We start from the raw sequence: 26,770 nt of genomic DNA, 5'->3' as shown, positions 1-26,770 counted from the left end.
TTTTCTTTATTGTAGAAAAAAGCTGCAATTAAAGCAAAAATTTGACAATTCTTTATTCATTTTGCTTCAGATTAGTAGCAAGTTCTCATTAAGTAGAAAAACAATGAAAGAATGAAATGATTAATAAAGCTTTTCTTTGTGAAAAATTTACAATTTCTTTTCTCAGACAAAAAAATGGAAAAACGTAGCAAAAGCATTGCTATATTTTTCCATTTTTGATTATTTGCCGATTGGCCAAAAGTTATCTTTTGTTCCTTGTTCCATTCCCAGTAAAAACTTCTGCCGCACATCTGGATAAGTTTTGGCAATATTTTCAACAAAAATTTTAATTTCTTCCCGTTTTGTTTTTTTATCCGCTGGACAGGGATTAAAAATGACAGGCAATGCTTCTCTTTTGACAAAGCGAATAATTTCTTGCTCTGGGATATAAAGCAGCGGACGAATCAAAGTAACTTCTGTTTTAGATAAATAACTTTTCGGCTCAAAACTATTTAACTTGCCATGAAAGAGAAAATTCATAAAGTACGTTTCAATCGCATCATCCAAATGATGCCCTAACGCTACTTTGTTACACCCAAGTTCACGAGCTTTGTTGTACAAAATTCCTCGGCGTAATTTGGCACATAATGAACAAGGAGATGACTCTTTTCGCACATCAAACACAACCTCGGCAATTTTAGTGGGAACTACTTCTAATGGATACCCTAGCTGTTGACAAAATTCTATTAGTGGTTGTAAATTAACATCTTCAAATCCCATATCTAAGCTAATGGGGACAATTTCAAATGGAAAACCAAGCCGCTCTTGCTTTGAAATGGTATCCAGAAAATACAATAAGCTGGTGCTATCTTTGCCCCCACTTAGACCAATTGCAACTTTATCTCCTGCTTCAATGAGTTGATGGTTTAAAATCGCACGCCGGATGGGATTATAATAAAGTTGATTGTCTTTTTTCTTAAAACTCATACTAGCTCCTTATCAATCGACTATTTAAAAAAATCAGTTTTTAAACTATATTGCTTACCAGCTAAAATATCGTATTGAATTAACCGATAATCTTCATAAACGTCTTTTTTTGCACCGGTAAGTGTTAAATTTTTCTGCCAATTTCCTTGTTTTAAATACATATTTTTTTCAAAAGCTGGCAATGTTTCTTCCAACTTCAAAAGCATGGCATAATAAGGTGTTACACCAAGACCTGCTTGCAAAAGTAAATTAGGCGCAAAATAAAAAGGACTTGTAATAACATCATGCTGATTACTTTTTGCTAACTTTTCGGCCGAATCAAAAATCAAAAACTGCGTTTCATGTAGGTTCGTACCACTATTTGCTTTTTGAATGGCGTCTGAATATATCCCTGGCAGATGATCCCCCCAAAAAACAACGAGGGTTCGTCGCGGCAATTTTTTCACCGCTTCAGTAAAACTTTGCAACGCCTCAGCGCTATAGGCAATATCTTGTAAGTAATTGGCAATGGCTGAGGTATTTCCCTCTGCGTTTACTTGATAGGGAATATTTCCATATTTATTTCCGTAAGGCATATGGGTTTGCATTGTCACCAAGTGAATAAATTGGGGCGTTTTTCCCTTTTTTAAAATGGATAAAATTTCGTCATAAGCTGACTCATCGGAGATATAGGGATTATTTTCAATTTTATTTTGGTATTTCATTGTATCTTGGTCTAAAAAACGGTCAAAGCCTAAAATTTTATATACATCTTTGCGCTTATACATTGATGTATCATAAGGGTGAATAGCGGTTGTTTGATAACCTTGCTCTTTTGTTAACGACACAATGGAAGGTAATTGCTGTAGTTTAGGAACAAGTAGCGTGTATGGTGTTGTCATTTGGGCATTTAATAATTCCATACTAAAACTGGTTAAAGCTTCGAATTCAATATTGGCAGTGCCGCCACCATAATTTTGCGATAACATTTTTCCACTATACGTTTTATTGGCCACTGCATAATAATCAGCCAATGGTTCACCGCTATATTTTACGCCTTTTAAATGTGCCGGATCAGAGAAACTTTCTGACATCACGTAAATAATATTCGGTTTTTCTTCGCTGCCTTTTTCACCTTGGTATTTCTTTACAACTTCTGTGACTTTCTCTTTAGAATAATCTTTTGGCTTAGTCATTGCTTCTACTCTTAAATTATATAAAAAACCGCCAACAAAACCGACATTATAGTAATTCATTTTTTGCGAATACGGAATCCAAAGAGCCGTTTTATTGTATGCCTTTCTTAATAAATTGTCATTGGAGTTAAAATGACTAGCATAAACTAAAAAAGATAAACTAAGTAAAAAGACAACACCGCGAATGATTTGATCGGTAAAAGACAATTTACGGCTGCGATAAATACTGTAACCTAGTGCAATAACTGCTACAAAAATGGCAAGGAGTGCCATCAGAAAGACTGGCCAACCCACCAGATCTTTTAAAACACCTAATTGCCCTAACATCTTTAAATCATCGGGATAAATAGGTTCTTGTCTGGCGGTCATTTTTTGTAAGTCAGCAAAGCCTAAAAGTCCAATGGCGATACTATAAAATATGCCCCCAAATAAAAGCGAACCTGCAATTGTGGCAAAAATGCCATAGACTGCCAGTAAAACCAAACTACCAAGGAAAAATTTGGCTGTATGCCAAGAAAAAGCAAATTTCAAAGCTAAATCCAGTGATAAATTATTTTGACACCACTGCAAATATAAATTGCTGATGATGATCAGTAAAAAAACGGCCACACCAGCTAAAACATATTTCATTTTTTTCATGAAGAAACCTTCTATTCGTTGTTTTTGTTAAACAATTTATTTTCGTAGCCTTTATTTTAGCGGTTTGTTTTACGGGTGTAAAGAAACTATGGAAAATTTAAAAAAGGACAAAAAAAAGAGGAACCAAACTGGTATCCTCTAGCCGTTGTTGACGGAGTCTTCCCCAAAACTCCACTTTTAGTATAAAATAAACCAAGTTATATAGCAAAAGGGAGGGGTTCATTTTAATTAAAAATTAATTTACACCATCGTAATCTTATTTTACTTCCAAAAATCATCGAAAACTGTAATCGGTAAGTGGCGCTTGTGTTGTCCTTTTGCCCACCAAGATTCAATTGTTGCTTGAGCACTTTTTGAAATTGTTTTTCCTTCTAAATAATCATCAATTTCATCATAGGTCACCCCAAGTGCTGCTTCATCGGCAATGAGGGGTTTGTCATCTTCTAAATCTGCCGTTGGAACTTTCAAATACAAGGCTTCTGGCGCTCCTAATTCTTTTAACAACAATTTGCCTTGACGTTTGTTTAAACGAAATAAAGGTAAAATATCAGCACCACCATCACCAAACTTGGTAAAAAAACCGGTAATATTTTCGGCCGCATGGTCAGTACCAATCACAGCGCCGCTATTTGCTCCGGCAATTGCGTATTGCGTAATCATCCGCTGCCGAGCTTTGATGTTGCCTTTATTAAAATCCGAAACTTCAACGCCAGCTTCATTTAAGGCCTTCACTTGCCCATCAACAGCTGCTTTAATATTCACAGTTAGAAAAACATCGGGTTTTATAAAATCTAGTGCCATTTGTGCATCGGCTTCGTCGGCTTGGGTACCATAAGGCAAGCGGACTGCGATAAATTGATAATTAACCCCAGTCTCCTCTCGTAATTCTGTAAGCGCCAATTGAGCTAATCTTCCCGCTAAACTAGAATCTTGTCCGCCACTAATTCCCAAAACCAATGATTTTAAAAAAGGATTACGTTTTAAATAAGCTTTTAAAAAGTCAACACTCACTCTAATTTCTTCTTTTGGATCAATTGTTGCCTTAACGCCTAATTCTTTGATAATTTCTGTTTGTAAAGACATTAAAAACGTCCCTCCTCTTTTGTTACAGCCGCCACAGATTTGCGAACTTTTTCCATAATTGCCATTTTATGATTCCAACAATCGGTAGATAAATCTACTGGATATTGTTGTGGGTTCAAGTCACGTTTGTATTCATCCCATAAAGAATCTAGACATTCATGGGCATAAGCTTTAATATGCTCCAAATCTGGCAAGTCATAGACTAATTTACCAGCATGAAAAATTTCTTGTAAAACAGGCCGCGCACTAAAATCGCGAACAGTTTTATTGATAAAAGTGTGGACTGGATGGAACATAAAAATTTCTTCTTCTTCCCGTGGATCTTCATCCCAGAGCGTGATATAGTCGCCTTCAGATTTCCCATCTTTATTACGATTAATCCGCCACACTTGCTTTTTCCCAGGGGTCGTGACTTTTTCTGCATTTGATGAAAGTTTAATCGTGTCTACCATTTTGCCATTGTCATCTTCAATGGAAACTAATTTATAAACGGCACCTAAAGCTGGTTGATCATAAGCGGTGATAAGTTTTGTCCCCACACCCCATACGTCAATTTTAGCTTTTTGCATTTTCAAACTTAAGATGGTGTTTTCATCGAGATCATTTGAAGCATAGACTTTTGCTTGCGTAAAACCAGCTTCATCTAGTTGTTCCCGAACTTTTTTAGAGATGTAGGCCATATCTCCAGAGTCAATTCGAACACCTAAGAAATTAATTTCGTCCCCTAATTCTTTGGCTACTTTAATTGCCGCTGGAACACCAAGTTTTAAAGTATCATAAGTATCCACTAAGAAAACACAATCTTTATGGGTTTTAGCATAAGCCATAAAGGCATCATAGTCATTGCCATAAGATTGAACTAAGGAATGGGCGTGGGTTCCACTTGCAGGAATACCAAAAATTTTCCCAGCTCGCACATTACTTGTGGCATCTGCGCCCCCAATAAACGCAGCACGAGTTCCCCAAAATGCCGCATCAACTTCTTGTGCTCGGCGTGAACCAAACTCTAACAAAGGATCGTCTCCAATAACGGATTTAATTCGAGCGGCTTTCGTAGCAATTAACGTCTGAAAATTCACCATGTTCAAAAGGGCGGTTTCAATTAACTGCGCTTGTGCCAACGGTCCTTCAATTTGGACGATAGGTTCATTACTAAAGACCAAGTCCCCTTCTAATGCTGAACGCACTGTACAGCTGAATTTAAAGTCTGCCAAGTAATCCAAAAACGCTTCCGGATAGCCTGTAACTTCTCTTAAATAGGCAATATCACTTTCTGTAAATTGTAAATTTTCTAAGTAGTGGACAAACCGCTCCAACCCGGCAAAAATCGCATACCCCGTTTTAAAAGGCATCTCACGAAAATAACACTCGAAAACAGCATGACGATCGGCGCGTCCTAATTCCCAGTAAGTTTTCATCATATTCAATTGATATAAATCTGTATGCAGCGTTAAGCTGTCGTCAGGATATAATTTTTGCATCAGTTAAACTCCTCAAGATATTTTATGCCTTCCATTATATCAAAAAAACGCAAAAAGATAGGAAAATCACGCTTTTTCTTAGATTGACAGCAAAAAAAAGAGAATAAGAGACTGCTCTTACCTCTTTTTAGCTCTATACTTTTTTAGATATTCTTAAAGACTAAACTAAAATTATTGTTGTAGGATGATGCAATCAAACTTAATGCGGATATGTTTAGTTTTCTAAAGGCGTATACTCGACTAAGATAATATCTTTACGGGGTTTGGAGAATTTACTGCCTGATTCTTGCATTTTTTGTTTAATGTTCACATCAACAAAAACAGCGTGACGATCCACTTTTAACAAACGATGAATAATTGTATCGACTTCTTCTTTACGAATTTTCTTGTGATCGTTAATCAAAATTAGCCGAACCTTGTCATAGGTATCAGCATAAATGATTTGCGTACGATCAGCTGAATATAATTTGTAATATTTAATTGCCGTCTTGCCAAAAACAAATTTGGTAATATTAGGATAAAATGTTTCTAAATTCAAATTTTTATTTACTGGTGTTTCGATTATTTTCATAACATCTTTCCTTTCAAGTGAAATTCAACTATACACTAACACTGTCATAACCTTTACTCATTGATATTATAACATAATTTGTTTTCAACTTTAGCGAAGAAAGTTTGCTTAAATTATGAAACAAGAGAATTTTAAAACACATTACCATCCAACTAGCTTTATCTTTTAAAGTTCTATTTAGTCACTTATAGGCGCATTTTACTTTGTGATCAGTGTCCAAAATAATTTATTAGAAAAAACTTGACCTTTACGTTGCGTCAACCCTTATGCTGTAAAAGAGAAATGGGATGAAACAACAAAAAGCAGGAGGATTACTCATGTATACGATTAATGAATTAGCCAAACTAGCAAAAATTTCCAACCGGACGCTGCGTTATTACGATCAAATTGGTTTACTAAAAGCGTCACGTCAACCTAATTCTGATTACCGCTATTACGACCGTGCTGCGGTGGATAAATTGCAGCAAATTTTATTTTTTAAGAGTTTTGGCTTTACTTTGGCTAAAATTAAAGCAGTGATGAACCTCCCCCAAGCAGAACGTTTCGCTTTGCTTGAAGAACAATACCAAGCGCTTTTAACCCAACAAGCGCAGCTGAATGAAATGGTTCAGACTCTTTCTCAAACATTGGTTTATTACAAAGGAGGAGAACACATGAAAGATAGTGAAAAATTTGCAGCTTTTAAAGCCAAACAAATTGAAGAAAACGAGCAACGCTATGGAAAAGAGATTCGTGAAAAGTATGGGGAACAAGCCGTTAATTCCGCCAATGATAACTGGTCACATTTGACCAAAGAACAATATGAAAAAATGCAAGCAGCTCAAACTGCGCTATTTGCGAATTTAAAAATCTTGTCTCAAGCAGAAAAAATTGATTTAGACAGCAGTATTTCAAAAAATGTTTTTAATGCTCACAAAACTTGGCTACAAATCGCCGCTCCTTTTTACAATTCTGCGTATCATCGCGGTCTAGCCGACTTGTATGTTGCCGATGAACGCTTTGCAGCCTACTACAACGACCACGTTGAAGCCGATGTTGTAGATATTATGCACGACATTATTTACCACTATACCAAAGAATAGAACAGTCTTTACTTCAAATTTTTTTGATGAATGTTCTTTAAATTTCGCCACCCTTTTAACTGAAGGATAAAAAAAGTGATGATCCCTGAGAGATCATCACTTTTTTAGTGTTAAAAATTACATCATACCGCCCATTGCAGCAGGATCCATTCCTGGAGCTTGTGGCGCTTGTGGTTCAGGTTTATCTGCAACAACTGCTTCAGTTGTTAACAACAAAGCTGCAACAGAAGCTGCATTTTGTAAAGCTGAACGTGTTACTTTCGTTGGGTCAACGATCCCAGCTTCTACCATATTTACCCATTCACCGTTAGCCGCATTAAAGCCCATACCGATTTCAGCATGTTTTAATTTGTCGATGATAACAGATCCTTCATAACCAGCGTTTTCAGCAATTTGACGTACTGGCTCTTCTAGTGCACGTTCCACAATTTTCACACCAGTTGCAATGTCACCATCTGCTTCAATAGCCGCAACTTCAGCGATAACGTTGACTAGTGCAGTACCACCACCAGAAACCATACCTTCTTCAACAGCGGCACGGGTTGCGTTTAAAGCATCTTCAATGCGTAATTTCATTTCTTTTAATTCTGTTTCAGTTGGCGCACCAACTTTGATTACAGCTACGCCACCAGCTAATTTCGCTAGACGTTCTTGTAATTTTTCACGATCAAAATCAGAAGTCGTTTCTGCAATTTGATTTTTAATTAATTGCACGCGCGCAGCAATAGCATCTGTTTCTCCAGCGCCTTCTACGATTGTTGTATTGTCTTTATCAACGACAATTTTACTTGCTTGACCTAAGCTTTCAATTGTTGCGTCTTTTAATTCAAGACCTAAATCGTCTGTAATTACTGTGCCGCCTGTTAAAGTAGCGATATCTTCTAACATTGCTTTACGACGATCACCAAAGCCAGGAGCTTTTACTGCAACGACATTGAAAGTACCACGAATTTTATTTAAAACAAGGGTTGGTAATGCTTCGCCATCAACATCATCAGCAATAATCAACAATGGTTTTGATTGTTGTAAAATTTGTTCTAACAATGGCAAGATATCTTGAATGTTAGAGATTTTTTTATCGGTAATCAAAATGTATGGATTATCTAAAACAGCTTCCATTTTATCGTTGTCTGTTACCATGTATTGGGATAAGTAACCACGGTCAAATTGCATCCCTTCAACAACGTCTAGTTCAGTTTCAATCCCTTTTGATTCTTCAATGGTGATAACACCATCGTTTCCGACTTTTTCCATTGCGTCAGCAATGTAGTTCCCAACTTGTTCACTACCAGAAGAAACGGCACCTACTTGCGCAATTGCTTCTTTAGAGTCAACGATTGAAGAAATGCTGTGTAATTTTGCTACTGCTGTTTTAGTTGCAAGTTCAATCCCACGGCGAATACCCAATGGGTTAGCACCAGCTGTAACGTTTTTAATTCCTTCTCTGACAATTGCTTGTGTTAAGACAGTAGCCGTTGTGGTACCATCCCCAGCAATATCATTTGTTTTAGAAGCAACTTCAGAAACAAGTTTTGCACCCATATTTTCAAAATGATCTTCTAATTCGATTTCTTTTGCGATTGTAACACCATCGTTTGTAATCAAAGGTGAACCATATGATTTTTCTAATACAACGTTACGACCTTTAGGGCCTAATGTTACTTTTACTGTATCGGCTAATTTATCTACTCCACGCACCATCGCAGCCCGTGCTTCTTCTGCAAATTTAATATCTTTTGCCATGCTAAAACACCTCATTTAATTTTTTTATAACGTTTTTTGTGTGATTATTCCACAATAGCGATAATATCTTTACCATTAACAATTAAATATTCTTTGCCTTCATATTTCACTTCTGAACCAGCATATTTTTCAAACATTACTTGGTCTCCCACAACAACTGGGATTGCGGCTTTTTCACCATTTTCTAAAAAGCGGCCTTCACCAACAGCGATAACTGTACCTGTTTGTGGTTTTTCTTGTGCAGCTGATGCTAACACGATTCCGCCTACAGATTTTTCTTCTTCTTTTGCGACTTCAATGATCACGCGATCACCTAATGGTTTTAACACGATAAATCCCTCCATCAATTTTCATGTATTAGCACTCTCAATAGTTGAGTGCTAACCTACAAGAACTATATTACTCATTTTACCCCCACAATGCAAGTTTTTTCCCTTGTTTTTTTATTGAAGAAATTTTGCCTATTTTCCGAAGTAATTGTCTTGCGAAAATGATTCAGGTATACTTTTATTAGACAACTAAAGGAGTAGTTAAATGTCACAAATTAAATATAGCTTTTCATCAATTTTATGTTATGCTTTCGTTTTTTTAATTCCTGCTATTATTAAAATAAACAACGGTGAGACCCTCACTGCTGGTTTATCTTATTTAATCGGCACTGGTGTTCTAATTTTTTTATACCAAAAAGTTCCGCCTTTATCCTTTGAAAAAAATCCGATGAGTCGAAAAAAAATTATTCTCACCGGACTGATTGGTATTTTATTGACCGTCTTATTAATCGGCATCACTGGCTATATCGAAACTTTTTTTAGTATAAAAAATAATTTTAATCGCAGTCTCAATATGATGGAAGTTTTGTGGCAGCGGCCTATTTTTGCAGTTATAGCCACTATCTGTGGTCCCATTATGGAAGAACTCGTTTTTAGACGGGCTTGTATTGGCTTTTTTGGTGAATATTTTTCTTTACCTTTGGCAATTTTATTTAGTGCAGCAGCGTTTGCGCTGGTTCACACCGATAGTGATATTTTAGTCTACTTTATTTTAGGTTGCTTTTTATCCTTTATTTTCGTCAAGACAGGTTCAATTAAAACGGCCATCCTTAGTCATTGCGGTGCTAATATTTTAGTATTGCTTATTCAAGTATTGCGCTTTACACTTTAATCCTTTATTTTAACAGGCTTTTTTTTAGCAAAAAAAGTAGCTAACCGCTAAAATAAAGGATGTAGTGGTTTTTTATTTTTAAGGAGGCGTTTTAATGAAAATTGGAATTATTGGAGCCACAGGTCATGTCGGCAGTCATCTACTAAAAGCGGCATTAGACGATCATTATGATGTTACAGCGATCGTTCGTAGCCCTGAAAAATTGCAAGTAGCTGTGCCCGTGCTAAAAAAAGATCTTTTTGATTTAACAACTGCTGATCTCTCTGATTTTGATATTGTGATTGATGCTTTTAACGCACCCCACGGACGAGAAGAAATGCATAAAACAAGCTTGCTTCATTTAGCTAAAATTTTGCGGAAAACATCTGTCTGGTTAATTGTAGTCGGCGGCGCTTCTTCTTTGTATTTGAATACAGAGCGAACAAAACGCTTGCTAGATACCATTCCAGCCAGCTCTCCCATTCATCCAACGGCGTCAAATATGGCCCAATCATTGGCTGAGTTAAAAGAATTTCCTGATGTTGTTTGGACTTATGTATCACCTGCCGCAAACTTTATCTATGATGCCCCTTTTACTGGTAAATACCAAATCAACGAAGATATCTTGGAAAAAGATAGTGCTGGAAAAAGTGAAGTCAGCATGGCGGATTATGCGAAGGGTGTTATGGATTTAATCAAACAGCCACAAAAGAATATTCACATCAGTATTGCTGGCGATAGTACAAATTATTAAAAAAACTTCGCTAACGCCCTTTGCTCTCAAAAATTTCCGCGGAAATTTTAGAAATTATTCCGCAAATTTTTGAAAATATCGCCTTATTCCTAAAAGCGTTAGCCCATGAAGCTAGACCCTTAAAAAAGCGGCATAAACTTGATCTACTCTTTAGCAATAAAAAAGCGGAGACAAAATTTTGTCCCCGCTTTTTTACATATAACTGTCGTTTATTCACGACTTTTTTCATATCAATACTTAAATTGCAAACAATTCACTGGCTTGATCTGGGTCTGTATCGTAAATTTTAAAGTTATAATCCACACCTAAATCATGTTCTTTCAAAATATTTTTCATCGTTAAATGGGCGAGCTCTTTCATATTGTTTTCTTTACTTAAATGCCCCAAGTAAATTCTCTTCGTGCTATCTCCGATGATATCTGTCATAACCAGTGCACCATCTTCATTTGACAAATGGCCTCGATCCCCTAAAATTCGTTGTTTTAAACTCCAAGGATAAGGTCCCATCCGCAACATTTCCAAATCGTGGTTACTTTCCACTAAATATGCATCTGCATCGCGAATAATCCCACGAACATGATCACTGCAATAACCAGTATCTGTCAACATTACAAAAGATTTGCCGTCTTTGTGAAAACGATAAAATTGCGGTGCCGCTGCATCGTGAGAAACGCCAAAACTTTCAACGTCCATATCCCCAAAGGTTAGAACCTTCCCCATTTCAAAAATATGCTTTTGCGCGACATCAATTTTACCTAGCATACCATCCATTGCTTGCCAAGTTCCTTCATTGGCGTAAACATCCAGACCATATTTTCTAGCCAATACTCCCACACCATGAATGTGATCGCGATGTTCATGGGTAACTAGTATTGCATCTAAGTCCGCTGGATCTTTACCTACTTCTGCTAATAAAGATGTAATTTTTTTGCCAGAAAGACCGGCATCCACTAGCAGTCGTTTTTTTCCGCTTTCAATATATAAAGAATTACCAGAACTACCACTGGCTAACACACTAATTTTTAAAGCAGCTTCTGCCATCTGCTAGACTTCCCTTCAACTAAACTAAAGCGTGATTGAAATTTACAACCTCACCTTCTAAACGATTTTTATTATACATACCTTAATTGGTATTTTCCACCTTTTGCAACGTATTATTTGTAATAATACGATTTGTAAAGGCGTTCACTGTTTCAATTTGAACATTATTTTTACCAGTTTCCACAGCTACTAACCAGGCAGGCACATAAACATTTTTACCTCGAACTTGTAAAATCATCACATAAGACAGCTGGCGCCACAAAATTTTGGATTTTGCTGGTAGTTTGTTATTGATGTAAAGCGTATTGACAGCATCTTTTTCACTGTATAAGCCCATCTTTTCCCGTAGTTTTTCAATTGCAGACAGATGGGTTTGCATATAACGAGAAACACGCAATAGACCGTCATTTTCTTCTAAGATAATTTCCATTTTACTTGTGTCATCATAAAAAGGAATACCTTCAAAGCTTTGGGCACAAATAATTTCTGGATATTCTGGATCTGTTAACGACTCATGGGGGACATACATGTATTCTTGTCCAAATAAAACTTCATTTGAATCCTTCAAAAAAGAATCCACATTCTCTTTGGTTTCTTTACTATCTTTAATATAAAAATTCGTACTCGGCGTATAAATGAATTGACTGTGATTTTCTCCAACAAAGTTTGTCCCGCTGTTGAAGGCTGCACCGTTTTTTTCCTTAGCCGTATTGACAGCTTCATTCATATTTGTTGGTACCGCAGCCAAATAATATCCTTCTTTTATTTCTGAAGAAAGTTTGCCTTTGATACTAATCTCGTCTGCTTCCAAACGCTGTAAGATATCAATTTTTTGATTCGTACTAGAAACGTTACCTTCTTCATTTTTAGTAGCGTGATAAATATTAAATAAAAAGATATTCACACCCAGAAAAGCTAAGAAGAAGATCCATTCGATTTTTTTAAAATCCAATTAATCCGCCCCCGTTTCCTGCTGGATTTTAGCAATTAAACTATCATAAGAATACCACTGACCATCATAGCGGATATACCACATCGGGACTAAATCTACAACACCACTAGTGGCAGATAGATCTTGGCGACCATAAGCAATCACAAGCGATTGAACCAAACTTTGATCGACCCCCATATAAGCCAGGTTTTCAATAATCGTATGACTTGGCGGTAATTCCACGACCTCATCAGAAGGAATCGGTACTTGGATTGCATTCATACTTGAGAGAATTTGGACCGGCAAAGCACCGTTATCTGTTTTACTTTCCCCGTTTATTTTTAAATTAACTTCCCCTTGATAAGCATCCCCAAACACAGGATAGCCTTCCACGAAAATACGGTAAGTAATTTCATCTTTGTCGCGATCAAAATAACGTAAATTTCCCAAATTAGCACCAAGGCGTGTGATATAACTGAAGCTTTGGGAATAGATATCGCCCTCACCACCACTTAAGTCAATCTCTCCACGAAAATCAATGAGCTGCTTGTCTTCTTGAATACTCATATTTTCAGTGCCATCATATAAAACAAGGTTGCTAGTTTCTTCATTCATTTTTACATCTTGGGGATTTGTGAAAAATGCATCCCGGAATGTTGTATAAGATAAATTAGAAGCAATATAGCTATAGCGCTTCAATTTGACCGGCGTTTGCGTATTGTATTGCATACTACTGATGCGATTTTCTTCATTCATTTGCAGCCAATTTTTTTCTGCGGCTTGGCTTGCAATTTGCGTAATCTTCAGCTCATCAATGGTTACTGGCACCTCGACAATTTGATGACGGCGCATATTAATAAAGCGAATTTGATGACTGTCAAAGTCAAGCTGCACCTTAGTAAAATGAACATCTTGCAATTTATCTAATGCTAAGTCTAGATTAAACATTTCAACATATTCCTTCACTAAAAATGGGCCAAAATATGAAAGTTCAACGCCATTTTTAATATCAACATCAGCAAAAAATTCTTCATCGCTGTCATAGTTTTTTTTCTCAGGGGTACCAAAACTAGCTTTATTCACTAGATTTTGAACATCCCCAATAATTGTGTCTGTAGATGTCTGCTTAATATTGCCTTCACCATTGACCCATACCAAACGTAGCGGTAAAAAAATGTCGGTTGCTTTTCGGATATTCTGGGTCGTACTGACAATCCGTTCTGCTTGCTTATTGGTTTGCAAATTACTGCGCGCAGTCGGGCTCAACCAAATCATATAAGAAAGATAAAAACTTAATGCGATTAAAAAAATCAAACCGATACGAATAATACGTTCGGATATTTTCATTCCCACCATTCCCCCTCATATGGTTCATAAGGTAATGTAATAAAGAAAGTAGAGCCTTTGCCTTCTTTACTTTCAGCCCAAATACTACCACCATGGGACTTAATTACTTCTTTTGAAATTGCTAAGCCTAGGCCTGTACCACCTTGTTTTCGTGCTCGCGCCTTATCGACGCGATAAAAACGATCAAATACTTTTTGCAAATCTTTTTTTGGAATACCTAATCCTCTGTCTTGAACGCTCAAGACGATGTTATTATGCGTTTCCATCAAACGAACAGTAATCGTGCCGCCGTCTGGTGAATACTTGATGGCGTTATTCATGATATTATCAATCACTTGCATCATTTTATCGGTATCCACTTCAACCCACAATTCCCGTTTGGTAAATTCTCGCCGAATTGTATATTTTTTCTTTTGATCCTGGGAATTCATCATCATATCAAAACGATCCAAAACAAAATTCACTAGTTCATTAAAATTAATATATTCTAGTTGCATATTATTTTTACCATTATCCATCCGCGATAAATTCAAAAGATCGTTGATCATGCGAATCATACGGTCGGTTTCATCTAGCGTTACTTTTAAGAAATTTGGTGCAATTTCTTTGTCTTGCCAAGCACCTTCACTCAAAGCTTCAATGTAACTACGCATACTGGTCAAAGGTGTCCGTAATTCATGGGATACATTTGATACAAACTCCCGGCGTTCTTGCTCTGTTTTTTCCTGTTCGGTTACATCGTGCATAACGGCTACTAAACCACTAATAAAGCCCGATTCACGCCGAATCATGGAGAAGTCCGTCCGCAAAATAATTTCACTGCCATCTGGTGCTTCACGAGAAATTAACATTTCATCAGGATTTTCCAAAAGTTTTCGCAGGGTATAATCTTCTTCAATATCTAGTAGTTCTAAAATCGAATGTCCCACTGCTTCTTCACTGGTGACATTTAAAAGGTTGATTGCCATTTCATTAATCGTAATGACTTTTCCTCTTCGATCGGTGGCGACAACACCATCTGTCATATGCGACAAGACACTATCTAGCCGATTTCGCTCTGCTTCCATCGCTTCTTGCGTTTCTTCGATCCGATCTCCCAGTTGATTAAATGTTTCAGCCAATTGCCCTAACTCATCTTTACCATGAACAGCCACCTTACGACTATAATCTCCTCTGGCTATTCGCCTTGCTTGTTCTCGCATTTCTCCAATCGGTTGTGTGATCGAGCGGGAAACCAATACCGCCACGATTATTGAAATGGCCGCCGCGATAATCGAAGCAGTAACAAAAATCAGAGCCGTATTTTGAATTTCTAAGTATTGTTTTTCAATATCACTCTTAATGTAAACAGCTCCGATAATGCTATCCCCTGTAGGAGATTGAATTGGTTGTACATTAATGTAAACTCGATTTCCTGTTGTATCATCAATGGCCATCTCAGATTTTACGGCTAAATCATCAATATCGCGATAATCATTTTTTTTGCCGCGGGCACTACGATCAGAAACATTGGTAGTCGCTCTCACAATGCCTTTTTCATCCACAACTCGAATTTCAATAATATCGCCGCTTTTATTCGTGTCAATAATCCGCTGAATAGAAGCATCCGCTTCATCGGTCTCTTTATCATTGTCTTTACTCAATTCTGAGCCAAGCGTGCCGGATAAACTGGCAGCTTGTCGGTTCATACTCGTGGTAAAACTTTCGATCGTTTTATTTTCCAATCCGCGAATAAAATACGCCCCGATAATCTCGATCGAAATAATTAAGATCAAGATAAATGCCAGGGCGATTTTAAAGTTCACTGATTGAAAAAAGCGAACTTTTTTATTCATTCCATTACTCCTGTTCCGGATTGCGTAAATAATAGCCTACGCCTCTTCGTGTCACCAAATAATTAGGATGGCTTGGATTATCTTCAATTTTTTCCCGCAGACGACGAACTGTTACGTCAACGGTTCTGACGTCGCCAAAATAATCATAACCCCAAACGGTTTGTAATAAGTGTTCTCTGGTCATTACTTGACCTAAATGCTTTGCCAAATAATGTAACAATTCAAATTCTCTATGGGTCAGCTCAATCGCCTCACCATTTTTCATAACCATGTAGGCTTCTGGTTGAATGGTCAAATCTCCAATGACAAGTTCGGAGTTTGGCGCTTCTTCAGCTTCTTTTGCCGCAGTAGAACCACGACGCAAGTTGGCTTTAACCCGAGCAACTAATTCACGGTTTGAAAACGGTTTGGTTACATAATCATCTGCGCCCAATTCCAGTCCTAAAACTTTATCGATTTCAGAGTCCTTGGCTGTTACCATGATGATTGGCATATCATAGTTTTTGCGCACTTCCCGGGCCACTTCTAGCCCGTCAATTTTTGGTAACATTAAATCCAATAAAATCAAATCTGGCTCGACTTCTTTCACTTTTTCTAGGGCTTCTTCCCCATCAAAAGCAGTGTGTACCTCATAACCTTCTTTGGTTAAATTGAATTTGACGATATCTGAAATTGGTTTTTCATCGTCAACAACTAATATTTTCTTCATTAGAAGACACCTCTTTATGCTTCTTAAATTTGTCTCTATTATTATAACTCATTTTGACAGGCATTTCATTAAATGGAAAATTTCCTGCTCTAGCAGCCTTTTGAAAAGAAAAAGCTTAACAAAAGAGTAAGAATTAAGTCAAATAACACACCTTTTTTCTGACTTTGATTCTTCACTTGTTAAGCTTCCTTCATTATTTTTTTTGATTAGTCTAACGCTTGAATCCCAAAACCTAATAATCCAGGACCAGTATGGACAACCAACGCTGGGGAAATTTGCCCAAAGAAAAATTCTTTGACTTGGGGAAATTCTTTTTTCAAGTGCGCCAACATCATTTCAGCCTCTTCTTTTGCATCACCATGAGCAACTGCTAATCGAACTTTTTGATGATTCCCGATTGCTTCAGAAATCAAACGCACTGATTTTTCCAAACTTTTTTTGCGCCCTCTGGCTTTGGCAACGGTATAATAAATTCCTTCATCATTGCATGAAATTATCGGATTTAATTTTAATGCATTGCCTAAAATCGATGCGACTAAACCAATCCGGCCGCCTTTTTGCAAATATTCTAAAGTTGCCACATTGAAGTAAACTTTGTTTTGCAACACTTCTTTTTCCAATTGGGCGATTAATTCGGTAAAAGATACTCCTGATTGCAATAGTTCTGCTGCTCGAATCGCTTGCAGGCCAGCACCAATACCAATATTTTTCGTGTCAAATGCATAAGTAGTTAAACCTTCATAATGCTCGCCTAAAAGACGAACAGCATTATTTGTCCCGCTCAAACCACCAGAAATCGTAATCGCTAAGACATGGGTAAACCCATCAGCTTTGATTTGATCAAAAATTTTATTAATCGTATCGCCATCAGGTAATGAAGTAGAAGGAATTTCCTGACTTAATTTGGCATAAATCTCTTCTGGGGTGATATCTACTTTATCGGTGTATTCCCGATCTTTATAAATAATTTTTAAAGGAATCGTGTACATACGATTTGCGGCAACAATTTCTTGTGGTACGTCTGTTCCAGAGTCTACTAGTAAGGCAATTTTTTCTTTAGTCATTATTTTCTCCTTGTCGTAAATAATCAATCTCACAACTAATAACTTTTGCGGCTAGAATTTTATTGGCAAAGGCAATTGTCGCCGTTCGGGCTGCCAAATAAGCAAAAGGGATAGGTTCATTGGGGTAAGTTATCCCTTCACCTTGCGCTTGGCGGGCGATTAAATGAAGCGCACTTTCTTGCTCACGACAAAAAAAGTTATAGGCCTCACGAATGCCATCGGTACGTCCTTGAAAAACAATTGCTTCTTTTATTTCGGGAATCGTTAAAACTTGCTTCAATGTGGTAATAGCAAGTAAAAACGCCACATGGGTTCTGGTATAACGTTTTTTAACTGGCGGTGGAATCAAGCCTAATTTGACGTAATTGTTTACCATTGACTTTGTCAAAAGCGGATGCTTGTCGCCTGTTGTCACAGGGGATAAATATTGATCAACTAATTGAATCACTTGATCCATATATAATTCCAAGTCAGGTAATTGGTCCCAACGTGGTAAATGGAACTCACTAATTGCTTCGCCCCATTTTTTTAAAGTTTCATTTTGAAAAGTATCATTCATTTTCATTACTCCAAATAAATTTATGATAATTATATAAAGTAGTTTTAAAAACTAGATAGAATATAACACATTCTACGAAACAAAACTAGCCAACTAAAGGAAAATTTTAGAAGTAGCCCCTAGAAAGTTTGTATAAATTTCCACAGCTTTTAGATAGTAAGAGCAAAATATTGCAAAATCGCAACTCAAATTAAAATTTTTTACTTCGTGCTAGTAAAGCGCGTTTATAAAGTGTGGCAGGAAGAAAGGCTTTCTAAAACTTGTTTTGCTTTCTAGCAGAAAACCAAAAAAGTTAGCTCAAGAGGCTGATGGCTAAAAAGACAGCTACACTAAATTTTTAAAGTAAAAAAAAGACCTGTCGGCGGGGAACCGACAGGCAGGAGTAAAAATGAAAAAGTGTTAGGGTTTGTCTTAAAAAGACAGGTTATTGTTGGTACTCTTGTATAGTAACGAGAAAGTGTGAAAAAAGTGTGAATGAAGTTTTGCACCTCTGTAAAATTTTTCTTGCGATAAATTAACCAAAGCAAAAATATTTTCCTCTTTATTCTTGCATTTTCAAAATCAGAGTGCTAACATAAAAAAGTACTTTTCTTAAAGTATTTTTGGGCCGTTAGCTCAGTTGGTAGAGCAGCTGACTCTTAATCAGCGGGTCGCGGGTTCGAGCCCCTCACGGCCCATTGGGTGCCAAACCCACGCCACCGGTATGATCTCGGCGTCTTTTAGACGTTTCGAAGAGATTGTATGCGGTGGTATTTTTTTGTCTTAGGTATGGAATTTGGGTACGAAATTCTAAATTTTTTAATTTCATAAAAAATAACAACAAAAAACAGCCCCATTCTCAAATTAAGAGTTGGGGGCTGCTCACTGTTTAATAGAACATTAGACAACAAATTCCCTAGAGAGATATCTCTTTTGGTATTTATCAGTTCGAAGCCATATGATCAAAATATTCCCACTTACTGACTCACTATCACCAAGTGTAACTTGAATCACAATTTTTTAAACTATCTATTTTTGGGCCAGCTTTAGTTGCTTTCACTATGCTATGGTTTTCTGGTCTATGATTTATAGAAACAAAATAATTAGTCGAAACCTAGTTCAATTGTTTAGGCTTTCTAACTACGTCAATAATTGTTCCATCGCGATATTCAATCATCGCGACAACTTTCTTGTCCTTCGACGAGTAATTCTTCTGGAATCTCTCTTCCTAATACATTTTTCATACTAGATCCCCCTTATACTGTCCTGAAGCTTTGGCAAGATTTAATACTCTTTGAGCGCCTTCAACCCAAGCGATATCAACCATCTTACCATCAACAACTAAGACTCCAATCCCTTGATCTTCACTCTCTTTGACAGCTTCAATCACATGAATTGCATGATCAATTTCTTTTTGAGTCGGGTTAAAGATTTCATGGGCAACGCTAATTTGTTTTGGACTGATACACGATTTTCCATCAAAGCCCATATCCGCAATCATTTGTACTTCATTTACAAAACCATCCATATCGTTTACATCTGTATAAACAGTATCAAAAGCCATCACGCCTGCCGCTCGCGCAGCTACCAACATCTGACTTCTTGCATAAAATAATTCATTGCCTTCATTCGTTCTTTTGGAGTGCATCGTTCGTGTGAAGTCTCCTGCACTTAACGCAATTCCCATAAGTCTTTTACTACTACCTGCAATCTCGTATGCATTGATAATTGCCAAAGGTGATTCCAAAGCGGCCATTAGCATCGTAGAACCAACTTCTCTTCCAAATTCCTTTTCAGCAGCTTCAACCAAGTTTTCTACCAATTGAACATCTTCAGCTTTTTCCGTTTTAGGTAACCGGATACCTTCGGCTCCACCAGCGACAGCTGCTCGGATATCTTCTTCAAAAAGATCAGAATCTAGTGCATTTATCCTAACCCATCTTTCAACTCCTTGATAATCCAATTCCGCAAGAGTATGATAAAGTTGAATCCGAGCCGAATCTTTCTCACTTTCTGCTACTGCGTCTTCCAAATCAAAGATCACGCAATCTGGTTTATACACAAAGGCATCCTTTACTAAGGAAGCTCTTTGCATGTTTAGAAAAATCATCGTTCTTCTAATTCTGTTCTTGATCATAGGATTGTTTCCCCCCATGCAATATCTTTTTTTACTTCACATGCACGTAAAACAGCTGTTTCAACTCTCGCTTTAATTGTACAATCAAGAGCACCTTTATCGTTAACTATTACATTTGCTTGTTCAATTCCCAATCGCATTAAAACGCTTTCAACTGTTGTTCTAATTTGTTTTCCATACTGGCTCATTACACTACTTTCGATGTCTATGTTAAGTCCGCTCTCAGCAGGCTCAATTACTACGTAAACATCACTAGATTCATAGCTACCAGCTACAGCACTGTGCTTAAGCTTCATTGAAATTCTCCTCTCACAAACCATTTTTCTTTTTACATACTAAGTTTATCTTTAACTAAATGTGAAACCCATGTTTCAAATCACAATAAAACAAGGCATATCTATCATTTTTTTGTACTGTAATATAATTTGGGTTCTCCAAAAGCTCCTGCATAGAAAAAATCAGATTAAAGCCTACATTAGGCAAAAAAACTAGCATTCACTAATGTAAATGCTAGTTCACTACTTAATCAAAGTTGAGGCTATTCTTGAAATGGCTTCCTGAATTTCATCAATTGAATGTTTCTTACTTCTCCCGCAAATTTTTGCATCATTTCCACACAAATAACATTTTCTTGGAGCAATACCATAATTTTTGCGACTTGTAACTACAATCTGATTCTCAGTAGCATACAATACATCCAGATCTGCAATTCTACCAAAAATATGAGTATTCTCAATCTCGATCATCTTTTTCTTTATTTCGTTTGGATCACCTGGCAAAGAGATAAATAATTCTAGTCCTGTTTTTCGATTATAAGACTTCGTCAAACATGACTGTCCTTTAACAACACTTCTCTTTAGCTCTTCGTAAATAATCTCAAAAACTTGCTCTATTATAGGAATATTTTTTACCGGTCCAGGTATATTCAAAGTAAAGCAAATTAGTGCATTTTCAGGATACTCATGCAGTATCTCACTTTGGAGCATTGCCCTTTTTTCTCTTGCCTCCAACATATCTTCCATAGTTATCTTTAAACCGCTAGCAAAAAAATTAAATGCCATAAACTAACCACCTCAATAGTGAACTACATCAGAAGTCATCTTTATTTTCTCTATAATCGGTAAAGCTTCCTCACTAACCAAATAATTAAATGTAGTTTCAGGCACCAGATCTTTGACGGTTTTTAAATCATTTTCCTTTAGTGCCTGCCTAATCTTAGAAGCGCTGATTATTTTTGCATTGACTTCTTTCCGCTTTAGTTCAATAAATTCAATTCCGACTTTTCTTAGCTCATGATTCATCACATTATTATAAATACCTGTTACCAAACTAAACGGCTCTTCTCCTGCATAGCGGCAATTTATAGCTAATCTTTCCGCAATTTTTTGAAATATCTTTATATCAAGTAATGCGTGCCCTTCAATAACCGAAGTTTCATCTTTCTGAAAATAACTTGGAAAGGTTGCATTACTAATCATATACGGCCCGGTTGGATGTAGCACAACATTTTTAAGATGAGCTGTTCCCTCTTCAATTAATCTTTTTCTGATTGAAAACGGGAAGATACTACTATCCTCACTTACAACGAAAAGATGAACCAGATCACTTTTTTTGGCAGCTTCCTCAACTAAATATTGATGTCCTAAGGAAAATGGATTGGCATTCATGATAATTGCCGAGTTTTTACCTTGATTTAAATCAAATGCAACATTGGTGTGTAAACTATTTAAATAATTTTCAAAACCATTTTTTCTATTTTCTAAAAATACAAGGTGGTCATCAACTGTAACGATCTCATAAAATCCCAAAGTTTTAAATATATCTTCTCGTCCCGCTTTTGTATAAATAAATAGGTGAAAAATACCACGTTTAAACTGATAGTTCACTAAGTGAGTAACAATCAAATTCATCAGCCCCTCACCTTGGTGCTTGCTAGCTACAGCTAAACATCTCAACGTATTTCCAAAACAACTTCCTGTAGCAATCAAATTGTTATCCTCGTCAAAAATTCCACAGGTATACTCCAGGTTTTTATCTCTGCGAATATTCTCCTTTTCTAACAGCCGAATAACTTGTTCATTTTTCTTTCTATTTTTAGGAAAAATTTTTGTTACAACATATTCACTCATTGAAGATATCTCCTTACTGGTTTATAGCGATAAAAACTTCTCTCTTTTGAACAACAACAGCGTAGCATCGCACATTTCTCCTAGCTAAAAAATCTTTAGCTTGTTAAAAGAACACAGCCATTAAAACTCTCTCTTTTATTTTTTTGTACTTGCAATTTCTTCACTAAAAATGATGTGTAATTTAAAATATCTCTGCTTATAGTTTGGTCTTCTCAAATAAGATGTACCTAAGTTATAATGAAATCGTCCACTCATTATTTCCCTTAAGTGTAATTAAACTAAAGCTTTTCATCTATGTCTGGATATACATAAATCATTTGCCATATTACTGATTTTTTGGATAGGAAAACAAAATGGGAGGAAAACAATGCAGATTTCAAAACTAAATTTACTTTTTACAAAGAAATTTTTGTCTGACATCACAATTTATAATGTTGAAATGTTTGATCTAAATGGGAAGAATTATTTTACAAACGAGCTAGATTCAACTATTTCAAAAGCACTAATTCCTGATATAGTTGAACTTCAACAAAATGTATATCTTCCTATTGAAATTCAAAAAGAAATCAGTTTTATTTTACGTTTCAAAAAAATAAGGAAGATGATAGTGTGTTCTATCAAAATTTTGCTAGCTCTTTAAAAAGAACTTTAGAAACCAGCCTAAACTTCGTAAACGATAATTCCTACGTTGGCAGTATTGATATGCTAAATGATTTTCTTACAGAATTACTCTTACGGGACTCCAGTGACCTTTTTAGCAATTTAGTGGAACGAGCAAATCTTTTGCATTTTGATTATGCTGTAAGTCGTCGCCTAGTCCTCGTAGATATTACTCATTTTAAAAAAGTTGTCCGAAACAGTTCAAATAAAATAGAGGTTCAAGAAAAGTTAGACACTGTTCAAAAAATTCTTAAAAATCATATTTCAAGTTACGCGGAATATGCAGTCTATCTTTATGATGATAAATTTGTTCTTTTTAAAAAAGAAAATGATACCTTCGATGAAGAGCTTTTAACTATTCGAAAAGAAATTATGGATGTACTTGCTTTAGGTTCTCAATTCATTGTCAGTCGTCCATGTACATCTTTGGAAAGCTATAGATCCGAGTTTAAAAAAGTAATCGAATTACATGAGAATCATGCTCGCAGGAACCTTGATATCCCACTTCTTTCAGTTGATAAAAACCAAATTGAACTCCTGCTATCTAACGTTAGTACTGAGGATCAATATTTTTTTATTCAGAAAGATATCACTATTTTGACAGAAATATTTAAATCTAATCATGAATTAATCGAAACTTTTATTCATTTTTTTAAAAACAATATGGATACTAAAATGACGTCAAAAGATTTGTTTATTCATAAAAACACTGTCTATTATCGAATCAAAAAACTATCTGATCTAGTGAATAGGGACTTATTTCTACCCTACGATAGTGCTTTTTTATTCATTCAGATTTGTTTATATAGGAATTTAAATGAACCGAATAGAAGCCAAATAAAATCAAACTAAAGGAATACTTGCACCTTTTTTGGTTCTTATGTAAATTTATTCGTCTACAAATATAGAGAGTCTGGGACATAAGTCCTCTAAAACAAATAAACTAGCTAAGTGTTCTTATGTTTAAAGATTATGTCACAAATCAGATTATTCTTCCTCTAAATTTTAGTTTTTGGTTAGAAAAAATGATATTACGTTTGTCATAAATGAGCTCATTGAGAGTATTCTAGAGAATCATTTTCTCACTTACCCTCCAAAAATGATGACAATAATGATTTTATGCGCCTATACACAATCCGTCTTTTTCGGTCGTAAGATTGACGTGTTAACCAAAGATATTCTCCGCATGATGTGGCTTACGCAAAGCTATCAATCCAGTTACCGAACCATCAATCGTTTTCGCGTAAATCCTTTAGTACTCATCTTGAATGACAGCACAAAATACTATAGAACCAAAAAAAGTGGTCTTTAAAAGCGCGAGTAAAAATCGCTTTTAAAAACCACTATCTAACAGTGCTATAACGTAATGATCAAATCGTGAAATCCAGCGACAGAAAACATTGCTTTTGCTTCCATGGCTACTTTTGTTTTCACATAGCAAATAGCGCGACCATTGCGTGCTCTTCTATATTTTTCACCATAATTGGTAATATCATCCATATCCCCATTTTCAAAGCCTAAAAACTCGCAGTTTTCACCTTCAAAGTGAATAACTTGATTGGCATCGGTTAGATTTTCCTCTTTGTCGACGATAGATAATTCAATTTGTTGAATCACTTCATCTTGTGGTAAAAGCATTTTAAAAGCCATTGGTACTTGCCACACATTGGCTGTTAATCGTTGCCCTTGACCTACGGCTTTTAGAGTATCGGTAATTACCTCTCCATCTTTTTGCGCTGTCAAAATTAATGGGCCTGCTACAAATGGAACAATAGTCGAATAGTAACCCTCTACTTCATCAAAAGTTAAAGCAATTCTTTCCTCGTTCACCTTCAATTCAAAACTGTCAGCATTCGTGTAGAGGCGAATTTCAACTTGTTCGCCTTCACTGTAATTCCATTTGCGATAAACAGCTTCCCATGGATCCTCTGATTTTTCTTTAGCAGGACGCGTAAAAAGACGGGCGGTTAATTCTTCTGACCACCAGCTTTTACGTTTATAAAACATCATGGTTTCATATCCACACATATCTAATAAGCCACGATAAGTCCCATGTTTGGGCCAAACACCACGAGATTCTCCTAAATAATCAATTCCCGTCCATAAAAATTGGCCAGCGATATAATCATTATCTTTTACCGCTAACCAATTTTGATAGCTGTGACGATTTTCACTACCAATAAAAGGCTTGTTCGGAAAAAGACGGTGATGTTCTTCATACAAGTGTTCTTTATAGTTATAACCAATGACATCTACACTATCTACTAAGCCCGTTTGATAGGATAATTCTGGAAAGGCTGCAGCCAGTGTCGTTGGCCTTGTTGCATCTTCTTTGTGGACGATTTCACTCAACTGTTTGGCAATCGTTGTTAAACGACGCGTATCCGGACGATTTGGATTGTAAATCCGCTCTTCAGCTGGTTTATTGGCGTCATTATTGCCTTCCATTTCATTGAATAAATCATTGGCATAAGGATCATTGGGATAGTCAATCTCGTTGCCAACACTCCAAGCGATAATTGAGGGATGATTTTTATTACGCAATACCATGTTCACTAAATCTTTTTTATGCCACACTGGAAAGTCCTTGGCATAGCCTTCGTATTTTGGCGGATAAACATTATGTCCTTGCCACCATTTATTTTTTGGGTTTTCCCATTCGTCAAATGCTTCATCAAAAACAAAAAAGCCTAATTCATCACATAAATCGTACAAAATTTGGGAATGTGGATTATGGGCCATCCGAATCGCATTGCAACCAGCTTCTTTTAATTTTAACAAGCGACGCAGCCAGACTGCTTTGGGAACAGCTGTACCAAAACAACCGGCATCTTCATGCAGACAAACCCCTTTTAGTTTTACGTTATCTTTATTATTTAAAATAAAGCCGTTATCCGCAGTAAATTCGAATGTACGAATACCGACTTTTTCTTCGTAGCTATTTTCTTTACCGTCACTAATAATCGTTGTTGCAAGCGTGTAAAGATTCGGTGTTTGTGGACGCCATAGCTTTGCCTCTTTCACTGCTGCTTCAAATTGAACTTCGTAAATTTCGTTGTCTTCTAGCGTAATTTGGCTTTCTCCAATTGTCACAGTATTTCCAGTAGCATCTGTTAATGTTTGCTTCACAGTTGCCGTATTTTTTACTCCACTTAAATTAGTTACAGCTGTTTTTGTTTTAACACTGGCAATAGTATCATTTAAGGATGTCGTTTCAAAAGTGACGCCATATCGATCCACCATAACCGGATTGGAGCTGACGATTGCTACCGGACGAGAAATTCCAGTACCGTTATACCAACGAGAATCTGCTATATCCGTGTGATCAACCCTAACGGCAACAACAATTTCATCATTTGTGTTGTAGCTTAAAATTTCTGTTAAGTCAAACTGAAAAGAGCTGTAGCCAGATGCCCAACTTCCCATATGATAGCCATTAACCCAAACCTGGCAATTTTTATAAACACCATCAAAACGCAATTGAAGGATTCTATCTTTTAATTCACCAAGTTCTTTAGCATCAACATGAGCCCGATACCACCCAATTCCACCTGGCAGATATCCTGTTCCACTAGAAGCTTCCTTCGTAAAGTCTTGTGTAATACTCCAATCATGAGGGACTGTCACACTTTGCCAAGTTTCGTCGTTAAAATCTTTTTGCCACGCGATTTCATTATCACCTAAATAAAAAAACCAATCGTTTATACTATATTTTTTCATCATTATTCCTCCACTTTTAAAAAAG

25 protein-coding genes and 1 tRNA gene are annotated in these 26,770 nt (G+C 36.4%); 7 read left to right on the top strand and 19 right to left on the bottom strand.

All coding sequences use genetic code 11. From position 1 onward, the window contains the following. Positions 1–219: 219 nt before the first annotated feature. The 5 genes from P3T75_RS03365 to P3T75_RS03345 all read right to left on the bottom strand — a co-directional run bounded on the left by P3T75_RS03365 (position 220) and on the right by P3T75_RS03345 (position 5,915). Entirely contained in the window at positions 220–966 is a 747-nt protein-coding gene (locus tag P3T75_RS03365) for a tRNA lysidine(34) synthetase (RefSeq protein ID WP_282462211.1), read from the bottom strand. Positions 967–986: 20 nt separating this feature from the next. After that, positions 987–2,780 (bottom strand): LTA synthase family protein, encoded by a 1,794-nt coding sequence (locus P3T75_RS03360; protein ID WP_282462210.1) that lies wholly within the window; start codon positions 2,778–2,780, stop codon positions 987–989. Between the two features lie 261 nt (positions 2,781–3,041). Further along, positions 3,042–3,863, bottom strand: a complete 822-nt coding sequence (nadE, locus tag P3T75_RS03355) for an ammonia-dependent NAD(+) synthetase (protein ID WP_282462209.1) — start codon at positions 3,861–3,863, stop codon at positions 3,042–3,044. Further along, positions 3,863–5,344, bottom strand: coding sequence for a nicotinate phosphoribosyltransferase (locus P3T75_RS03350; protein ID WP_230709354.1), 1,482 nt, complete (start codon positions 5,342–5,344; stop codon positions 3,863–3,865). Before P3T75_RS03350 ends, nadE begins: the two co-directional genes overlap by 1 nt. A 214-nt stretch (positions 5,345–5,558) precedes the next feature. After that, the gene (locus P3T75_RS03345; protein WP_282462208.1) at positions 5,559–5,915 is read right to left on the bottom strand and encodes a DUF1827 family protein; all 357 of its coding nucleotides are present in this window, start codon (positions 5,913–5,915) and stop codon (positions 5,559–5,561) included. A 317-nt stretch (positions 5,916–6,232) separates the two neighbouring features. Here P3T75_RS03345 and P3T75_RS03340 point away from each other — a divergent pair, with 317 nt between their 5' ends. Then, positions 6,233–6,997, top strand: coding sequence for a MerR family transcriptional regulator (locus P3T75_RS03340; RefSeq protein WP_282462207.1), 765 nt, complete (start codon positions 6,233–6,235; stop codon positions 6,995–6,997). A 117-nt stretch (positions 6,998–7,114) separates the two neighbouring features. Here P3T75_RS03340 and groL read toward each other — a convergent pair whose 3' ends face one another. Both groL and groES read right to left on the bottom strand, forming a co-directional pair. After that, on the bottom strand, positions 7,115–8,740 hold the full coding sequence (gene groL, locus P3T75_RS03335; RefSeq protein WP_206902477.1) for a chaperonin GroEL: 1,626 nt from the start codon (positions 8,738–8,740) through the stop codon (positions 7,115–7,117). 44 nt (positions 8,741–8,784) lie between these two features. Then, positions 8,785–9,069: a co-chaperone GroES gene (groES, locus tag P3T75_RS03330; RefSeq protein ID WP_206902476.1), complete on the bottom strand. Its 285-nt coding sequence runs from the start codon at positions 9,067–9,069 to the stop codon at positions 8,785–8,787. 205 nt (positions 9,070–9,274) lie between these two features. Between groES and P3T75_RS03325 the strand changes: the two genes are divergently transcribed. Then, positions 9,275–9,901, top strand: a complete 627-nt coding sequence (locus tag P3T75_RS03325; protein WP_282462206.1) for a CPBP family intramembrane glutamic endopeptidase — start codon at positions 9,275–9,277, stop codon at positions 9,899–9,901. A gap of 94 nt (positions 9,902–9,995) precedes the next feature. Beyond that, positions 9,996–10,634 (top strand): NAD(P)-dependent oxidoreductase, encoded by a 639-nt coding sequence (locus P3T75_RS03320; RefSeq protein WP_282462205.1) that lies wholly within the window; start codon positions 9,996–9,998, stop codon positions 10,632–10,634. Positions 10,635–10,871: 237 nt separating this feature from the next. On the opposite strand, the gene P3T75_RS03315 is transcribed toward P3T75_RS03320, so the two are convergent. The 7 genes from P3T75_RS03315 to P3T75_RS03285 form a co-directional block, all read right to left on the bottom strand. Further along, positions 10,872–11,675, bottom strand: a complete 804-nt coding sequence (locus tag P3T75_RS03315; RefSeq protein WP_206902473.1) for an MBL fold metallo-hydrolase — start codon at positions 11,673–11,675, stop codon at positions 10,872–10,874. Between the two features lie 82 nt (positions 11,676–11,757). Continuing rightward, positions 11,758–12,627 carry a two-component system regulatory protein YycI gene (locus tag P3T75_RS03310; RefSeq protein WP_206902472.1) on the bottom strand — a complete coding sequence of 290 codons (870 nt, stop codon included), beginning with the start codon at positions 12,625–12,627 and terminating at the stop codon, positions 11,758–11,760. Then, a complete protein-coding gene (locus tag P3T75_RS03305) occupies positions 12,628–13,953 on the bottom strand; it encodes a YycH family regulatory protein (RefSeq protein ID WP_230709371.1) in 1,326 nt (441 codons plus the stop codon). After that, entirely contained in the window at positions 13,950–15,788 is a 1,839-nt protein-coding gene (gene walK, locus P3T75_RS03300; RefSeq protein ID WP_206902470.1) for a cell wall metabolism sensor histidine kinase WalK, read from the bottom strand. Before walK ends, P3T75_RS03305 begins: the two co-directional genes overlap by 4 nt. Positions 15,789–15,792: 4 nt before the next feature. Next, positions 15,793–16,497, bottom strand: a complete 705-nt coding sequence (gene yycF, locus P3T75_RS03295; RefSeq protein WP_206902469.1) for a response regulator YycF — start codon at positions 16,495–16,497, stop codon at positions 15,793–15,795. 206 nt (positions 16,498–16,703) lie between these two features. Continuing rightward, complete coding sequence (locus P3T75_RS03290) at positions 16,704–17,561, bottom strand: DegV family protein (RefSeq protein ID WP_282462204.1); 858 nt, start codon at positions 17,559–17,561, stop codon at positions 16,704–16,706. Beyond that, positions 17,554–18,126: a DUF1836 domain-containing protein gene (locus P3T75_RS03285; RefSeq protein ID WP_230709375.1), complete on the bottom strand. Its 573-nt coding sequence runs from the start codon at positions 18,124–18,126 to the stop codon at positions 17,554–17,556. Before P3T75_RS03285 ends, P3T75_RS03290 begins: the two co-directional genes overlap by 8 nt. A 598-nt stretch (positions 18,127–18,724) precedes the next feature. On the opposite strand from P3T75_RS03285, the gene P3T75_RS03280 reads away from it, so the two are divergent. Further along, a tRNA-Lys gene (locus P3T75_RS03280) sits at positions 18,725–18,797 on the top strand. Positions 18,798–19,339: 542 nt separating this feature from the next. On the opposite strand, the gene P3T75_RS03275 is transcribed toward P3T75_RS03280, so the two are convergent. From P3T75_RS03275 to citC, 4 genes are all read right to left on the bottom strand, one after another. After that, a complete protein-coding gene (locus tag P3T75_RS03275) occupies positions 19,340–20,194 on the bottom strand; it encodes an aldolase/citrate lyase family protein (protein ID WP_282462203.1) in 855 nt (284 codons plus the stop codon). Positions 20,195–20,232: 38 nt separating this feature from the next. Next, complete coding sequence (gene citD, locus P3T75_RS03270; RefSeq protein ID WP_206902464.1) at positions 20,233–20,532, bottom strand: citrate lyase acyl carrier protein; 300 nt, start codon at positions 20,530–20,532, stop codon at positions 20,233–20,235. 222 nt (positions 20,533–20,754) lie between these two features. Further along, on the bottom strand, positions 20,755–21,297 hold the full coding sequence (gene citX, locus P3T75_RS03265; RefSeq protein ID WP_282462202.1) for a citrate lyase holo-[acyl-carrier protein] synthase: 543 nt from the start codon (positions 21,295–21,297) through the stop codon (positions 20,755–20,757). Between the two features lie 12 nt (positions 21,298–21,309). After that, complete coding sequence (gene citC / locus P3T75_RS03260; RefSeq protein ID WP_282462201.1) at positions 21,310–22,365, bottom strand: [citrate (pro-3S)-lyase] ligase; 1,056 nt, start codon at positions 22,363–22,365, stop codon at positions 21,310–21,312. A gap of 367 nt (positions 22,366–22,732) precedes the next feature. On the opposite strand from citC, the gene P3T75_RS03255 reads away from it, so the two are divergent. The 3 genes from P3T75_RS03255 (at position 22,733) to P3T75_RS03245 (ending at position 24,337) form a co-directional block, all read left to right on the top strand. After that, positions 22,733–23,005 carry a hypothetical protein gene (locus tag P3T75_RS03255; RefSeq protein WP_282462200.1) on the top strand — a complete coding sequence of 91 codons (273 nt, stop codon included), beginning with the start codon at positions 22,733–22,735 and terminating at the stop codon, positions 23,003–23,005. Beyond that, positions 22,975–23,877, top strand: coding sequence for a PucR family transcriptional regulator (locus P3T75_RS03250; RefSeq protein WP_282462199.1), 903 nt, complete (start codon positions 22,975–22,977; stop codon positions 23,875–23,877). Before P3T75_RS03255 ends, P3T75_RS03250 begins: the two co-directional genes overlap by 31 nt. A 247-nt stretch (positions 23,878–24,124) precedes the next feature. Beyond that, entirely contained in the window at positions 24,125–24,337 is a 213-nt protein-coding gene (locus P3T75_RS03245; RefSeq protein ID WP_282462198.1) for a hypothetical protein, read from the top strand. 44 nt (positions 24,338–24,381) lie between these two features. Here the strand turns inward: P3T75_RS03245 and P3T75_RS03240 are convergent, their stop codons facing one another. Continuing rightward, complete coding sequence (locus P3T75_RS03240) at positions 24,382–26,748, bottom strand: glycoside hydrolase family 2 TIM barrel-domain containing protein (protein ID WP_282462197.1); 2,367 nt, start codon at positions 26,746–26,748, stop codon at positions 24,382–24,384. Positions 26,749–26,770 lie beyond the last annotated feature (22 nt).

Origin of the sequence: Enterococcus montenegrensis, from assembly GCF_029983095.1 — a bacterium.
GTDB lineage: Bacteria > Bacillota > Bacilli > Lactobacillales > Enterococcaceae > Enterococcus_C > Enterococcus_C montenegrensis.
Note: the sequence above shows the minus strand (reverse complement) of the source record. Positions and strands in the feature narration are given on the sequence as shown.

Excerpts from the sequence above, each read along its gene's own strand:
- P3T75_RS03360 (WP_282462210.1), bottom strand. The coding sequence starts at position 2,780 with ATGAAAAAAATGAAATATGTTTTAGCTGGTGTGGCCGTTTTTTTACTG.
- groL (WP_206902477.1), bottom strand. The coding sequence starts at position 8,740 with ATGGCAAAAGATATTAAATTTGCAGAAGAAGCACGGGCTGCGATGGTG.
- citC (WP_282462201.1), bottom strand. The coding sequence starts at position 22,365 with ATGAGTGAATATGTTGTAACAAAAATTTTTCCTAAAAATAGAAAGAAA.
- P3T75_RS03345 (WP_282462208.1), bottom strand. The coding sequence starts at position 5,915 with ATGAAAATAATCGAAACACCAGTAAATAAAAATTTGAATTTAGAAACA.
- P3T75_RS03245 (WP_282462198.1), top strand. The coding sequence starts at position 24,125 with ATGATGACAATAATGATTTTATGCGCCTATACACAATCCGTCTTTTTC.
- nadE (WP_282462209.1), bottom strand. The coding sequence starts at position 3,863 with ATGTCTTTACAAACAGAAATTATCAAAGAATTAGGCGTTAAGGCAACA.
- P3T75_RS03350 (WP_230709354.1), bottom strand. The coding sequence starts at position 5,344 with ATGCAAAAATTATATCCTGACGACAGCTTAACGCTGCATACAGATTTA.
- P3T75_RS03320 (WP_282462205.1), top strand. The coding sequence starts at position 9,996 with ATGAAAATTGGAATTATTGGAGCCACAGGTCATGTCGGCAGTCATCTA.
- citD (WP_206902464.1), bottom strand. The coding sequence starts at position 20,532 with ATGAAGCTTAAGCACAGTGCTGTAGCTGGTAGCTATGAATCTAGTGAT.
- P3T75_RS03255 (WP_282462200.1), top strand. The coding sequence starts at position 22,733 with ATGCAGATTTCAAAACTAAATTTACTTTTTACAAAGAAATTTTTGTCT.
- P3T75_RS03315 (WP_206902473.1), bottom strand. The coding sequence starts at position 11,675 with ATGGCAGAAGCTGCTTTAAAAATTAGTGTGTTAGCCAGTGGTAGTTCT.
- P3T75_RS03325 (WP_282462206.1), top strand. The coding sequence starts at position 9,275 with ATGTCACAAATTAAATATAGCTTTTCATCAATTTTATGTTATGCTTTC.
- citX (WP_282462202.1), bottom strand. The coding sequence starts at position 21,297 with ATGGCATTTAATTTTTTTGCTAGCGGTTTAAAGATAACTATGGAAGAT.
- P3T75_RS03340 (WP_282462207.1), top strand. The coding sequence starts at position 6,233 with ATGTATACGATTAATGAATTAGCCAAACTAGCAAAAATTTCCAACCGG.
- P3T75_RS03275 (WP_282462203.1), bottom strand. The coding sequence starts at position 20,194 with ATGCAAAGAGCTTCCTTAGTAAAGGATGCCTTTGTGTATAAACCAGAT.
- P3T75_RS03290 (WP_282462204.1), bottom strand. The coding sequence starts at position 17,561 with ATGACTAAAGAAAAAATTGCCTTACTAGTAGACTCTGGAACAGACGTA.
- P3T75_RS03240 (WP_282462197.1), bottom strand. The coding sequence starts at position 26,748 with ATGATGAAAAAATATAGTATAAACGATTGGTTTTTTTATTTAGGTGAT.
- P3T75_RS03285 (WP_230709375.1), bottom strand. The coding sequence starts at position 18,126 with ATGAAAATGAATGATACTTTTCAAAATGAAACTTTAAAAAAATGGGGC.
- P3T75_RS03305 (WP_230709371.1), bottom strand. The coding sequence starts at position 13,953 with ATGAAAATATCCGAACGTATTATTCGTATCGGTTTGATTTTTTTAATC.
- walK (WP_206902470.1), bottom strand. The coding sequence starts at position 15,788 with ATGAATAAAAAAGTTCGCTTTTTTCAATCAGTGAACTTTAAAATCGCC.
- P3T75_RS03365 (WP_282462211.1), bottom strand. The coding sequence starts at position 966 with ATGAGTTTTAAGAAAAAAGACAATCAACTTTATTATAATCCCATCCGG.
- yycF (WP_206902469.1), bottom strand. The coding sequence starts at position 16,497 with ATGAAGAAAATATTAGTTGTTGACGATGAAAAACCAATTTCAGATATC.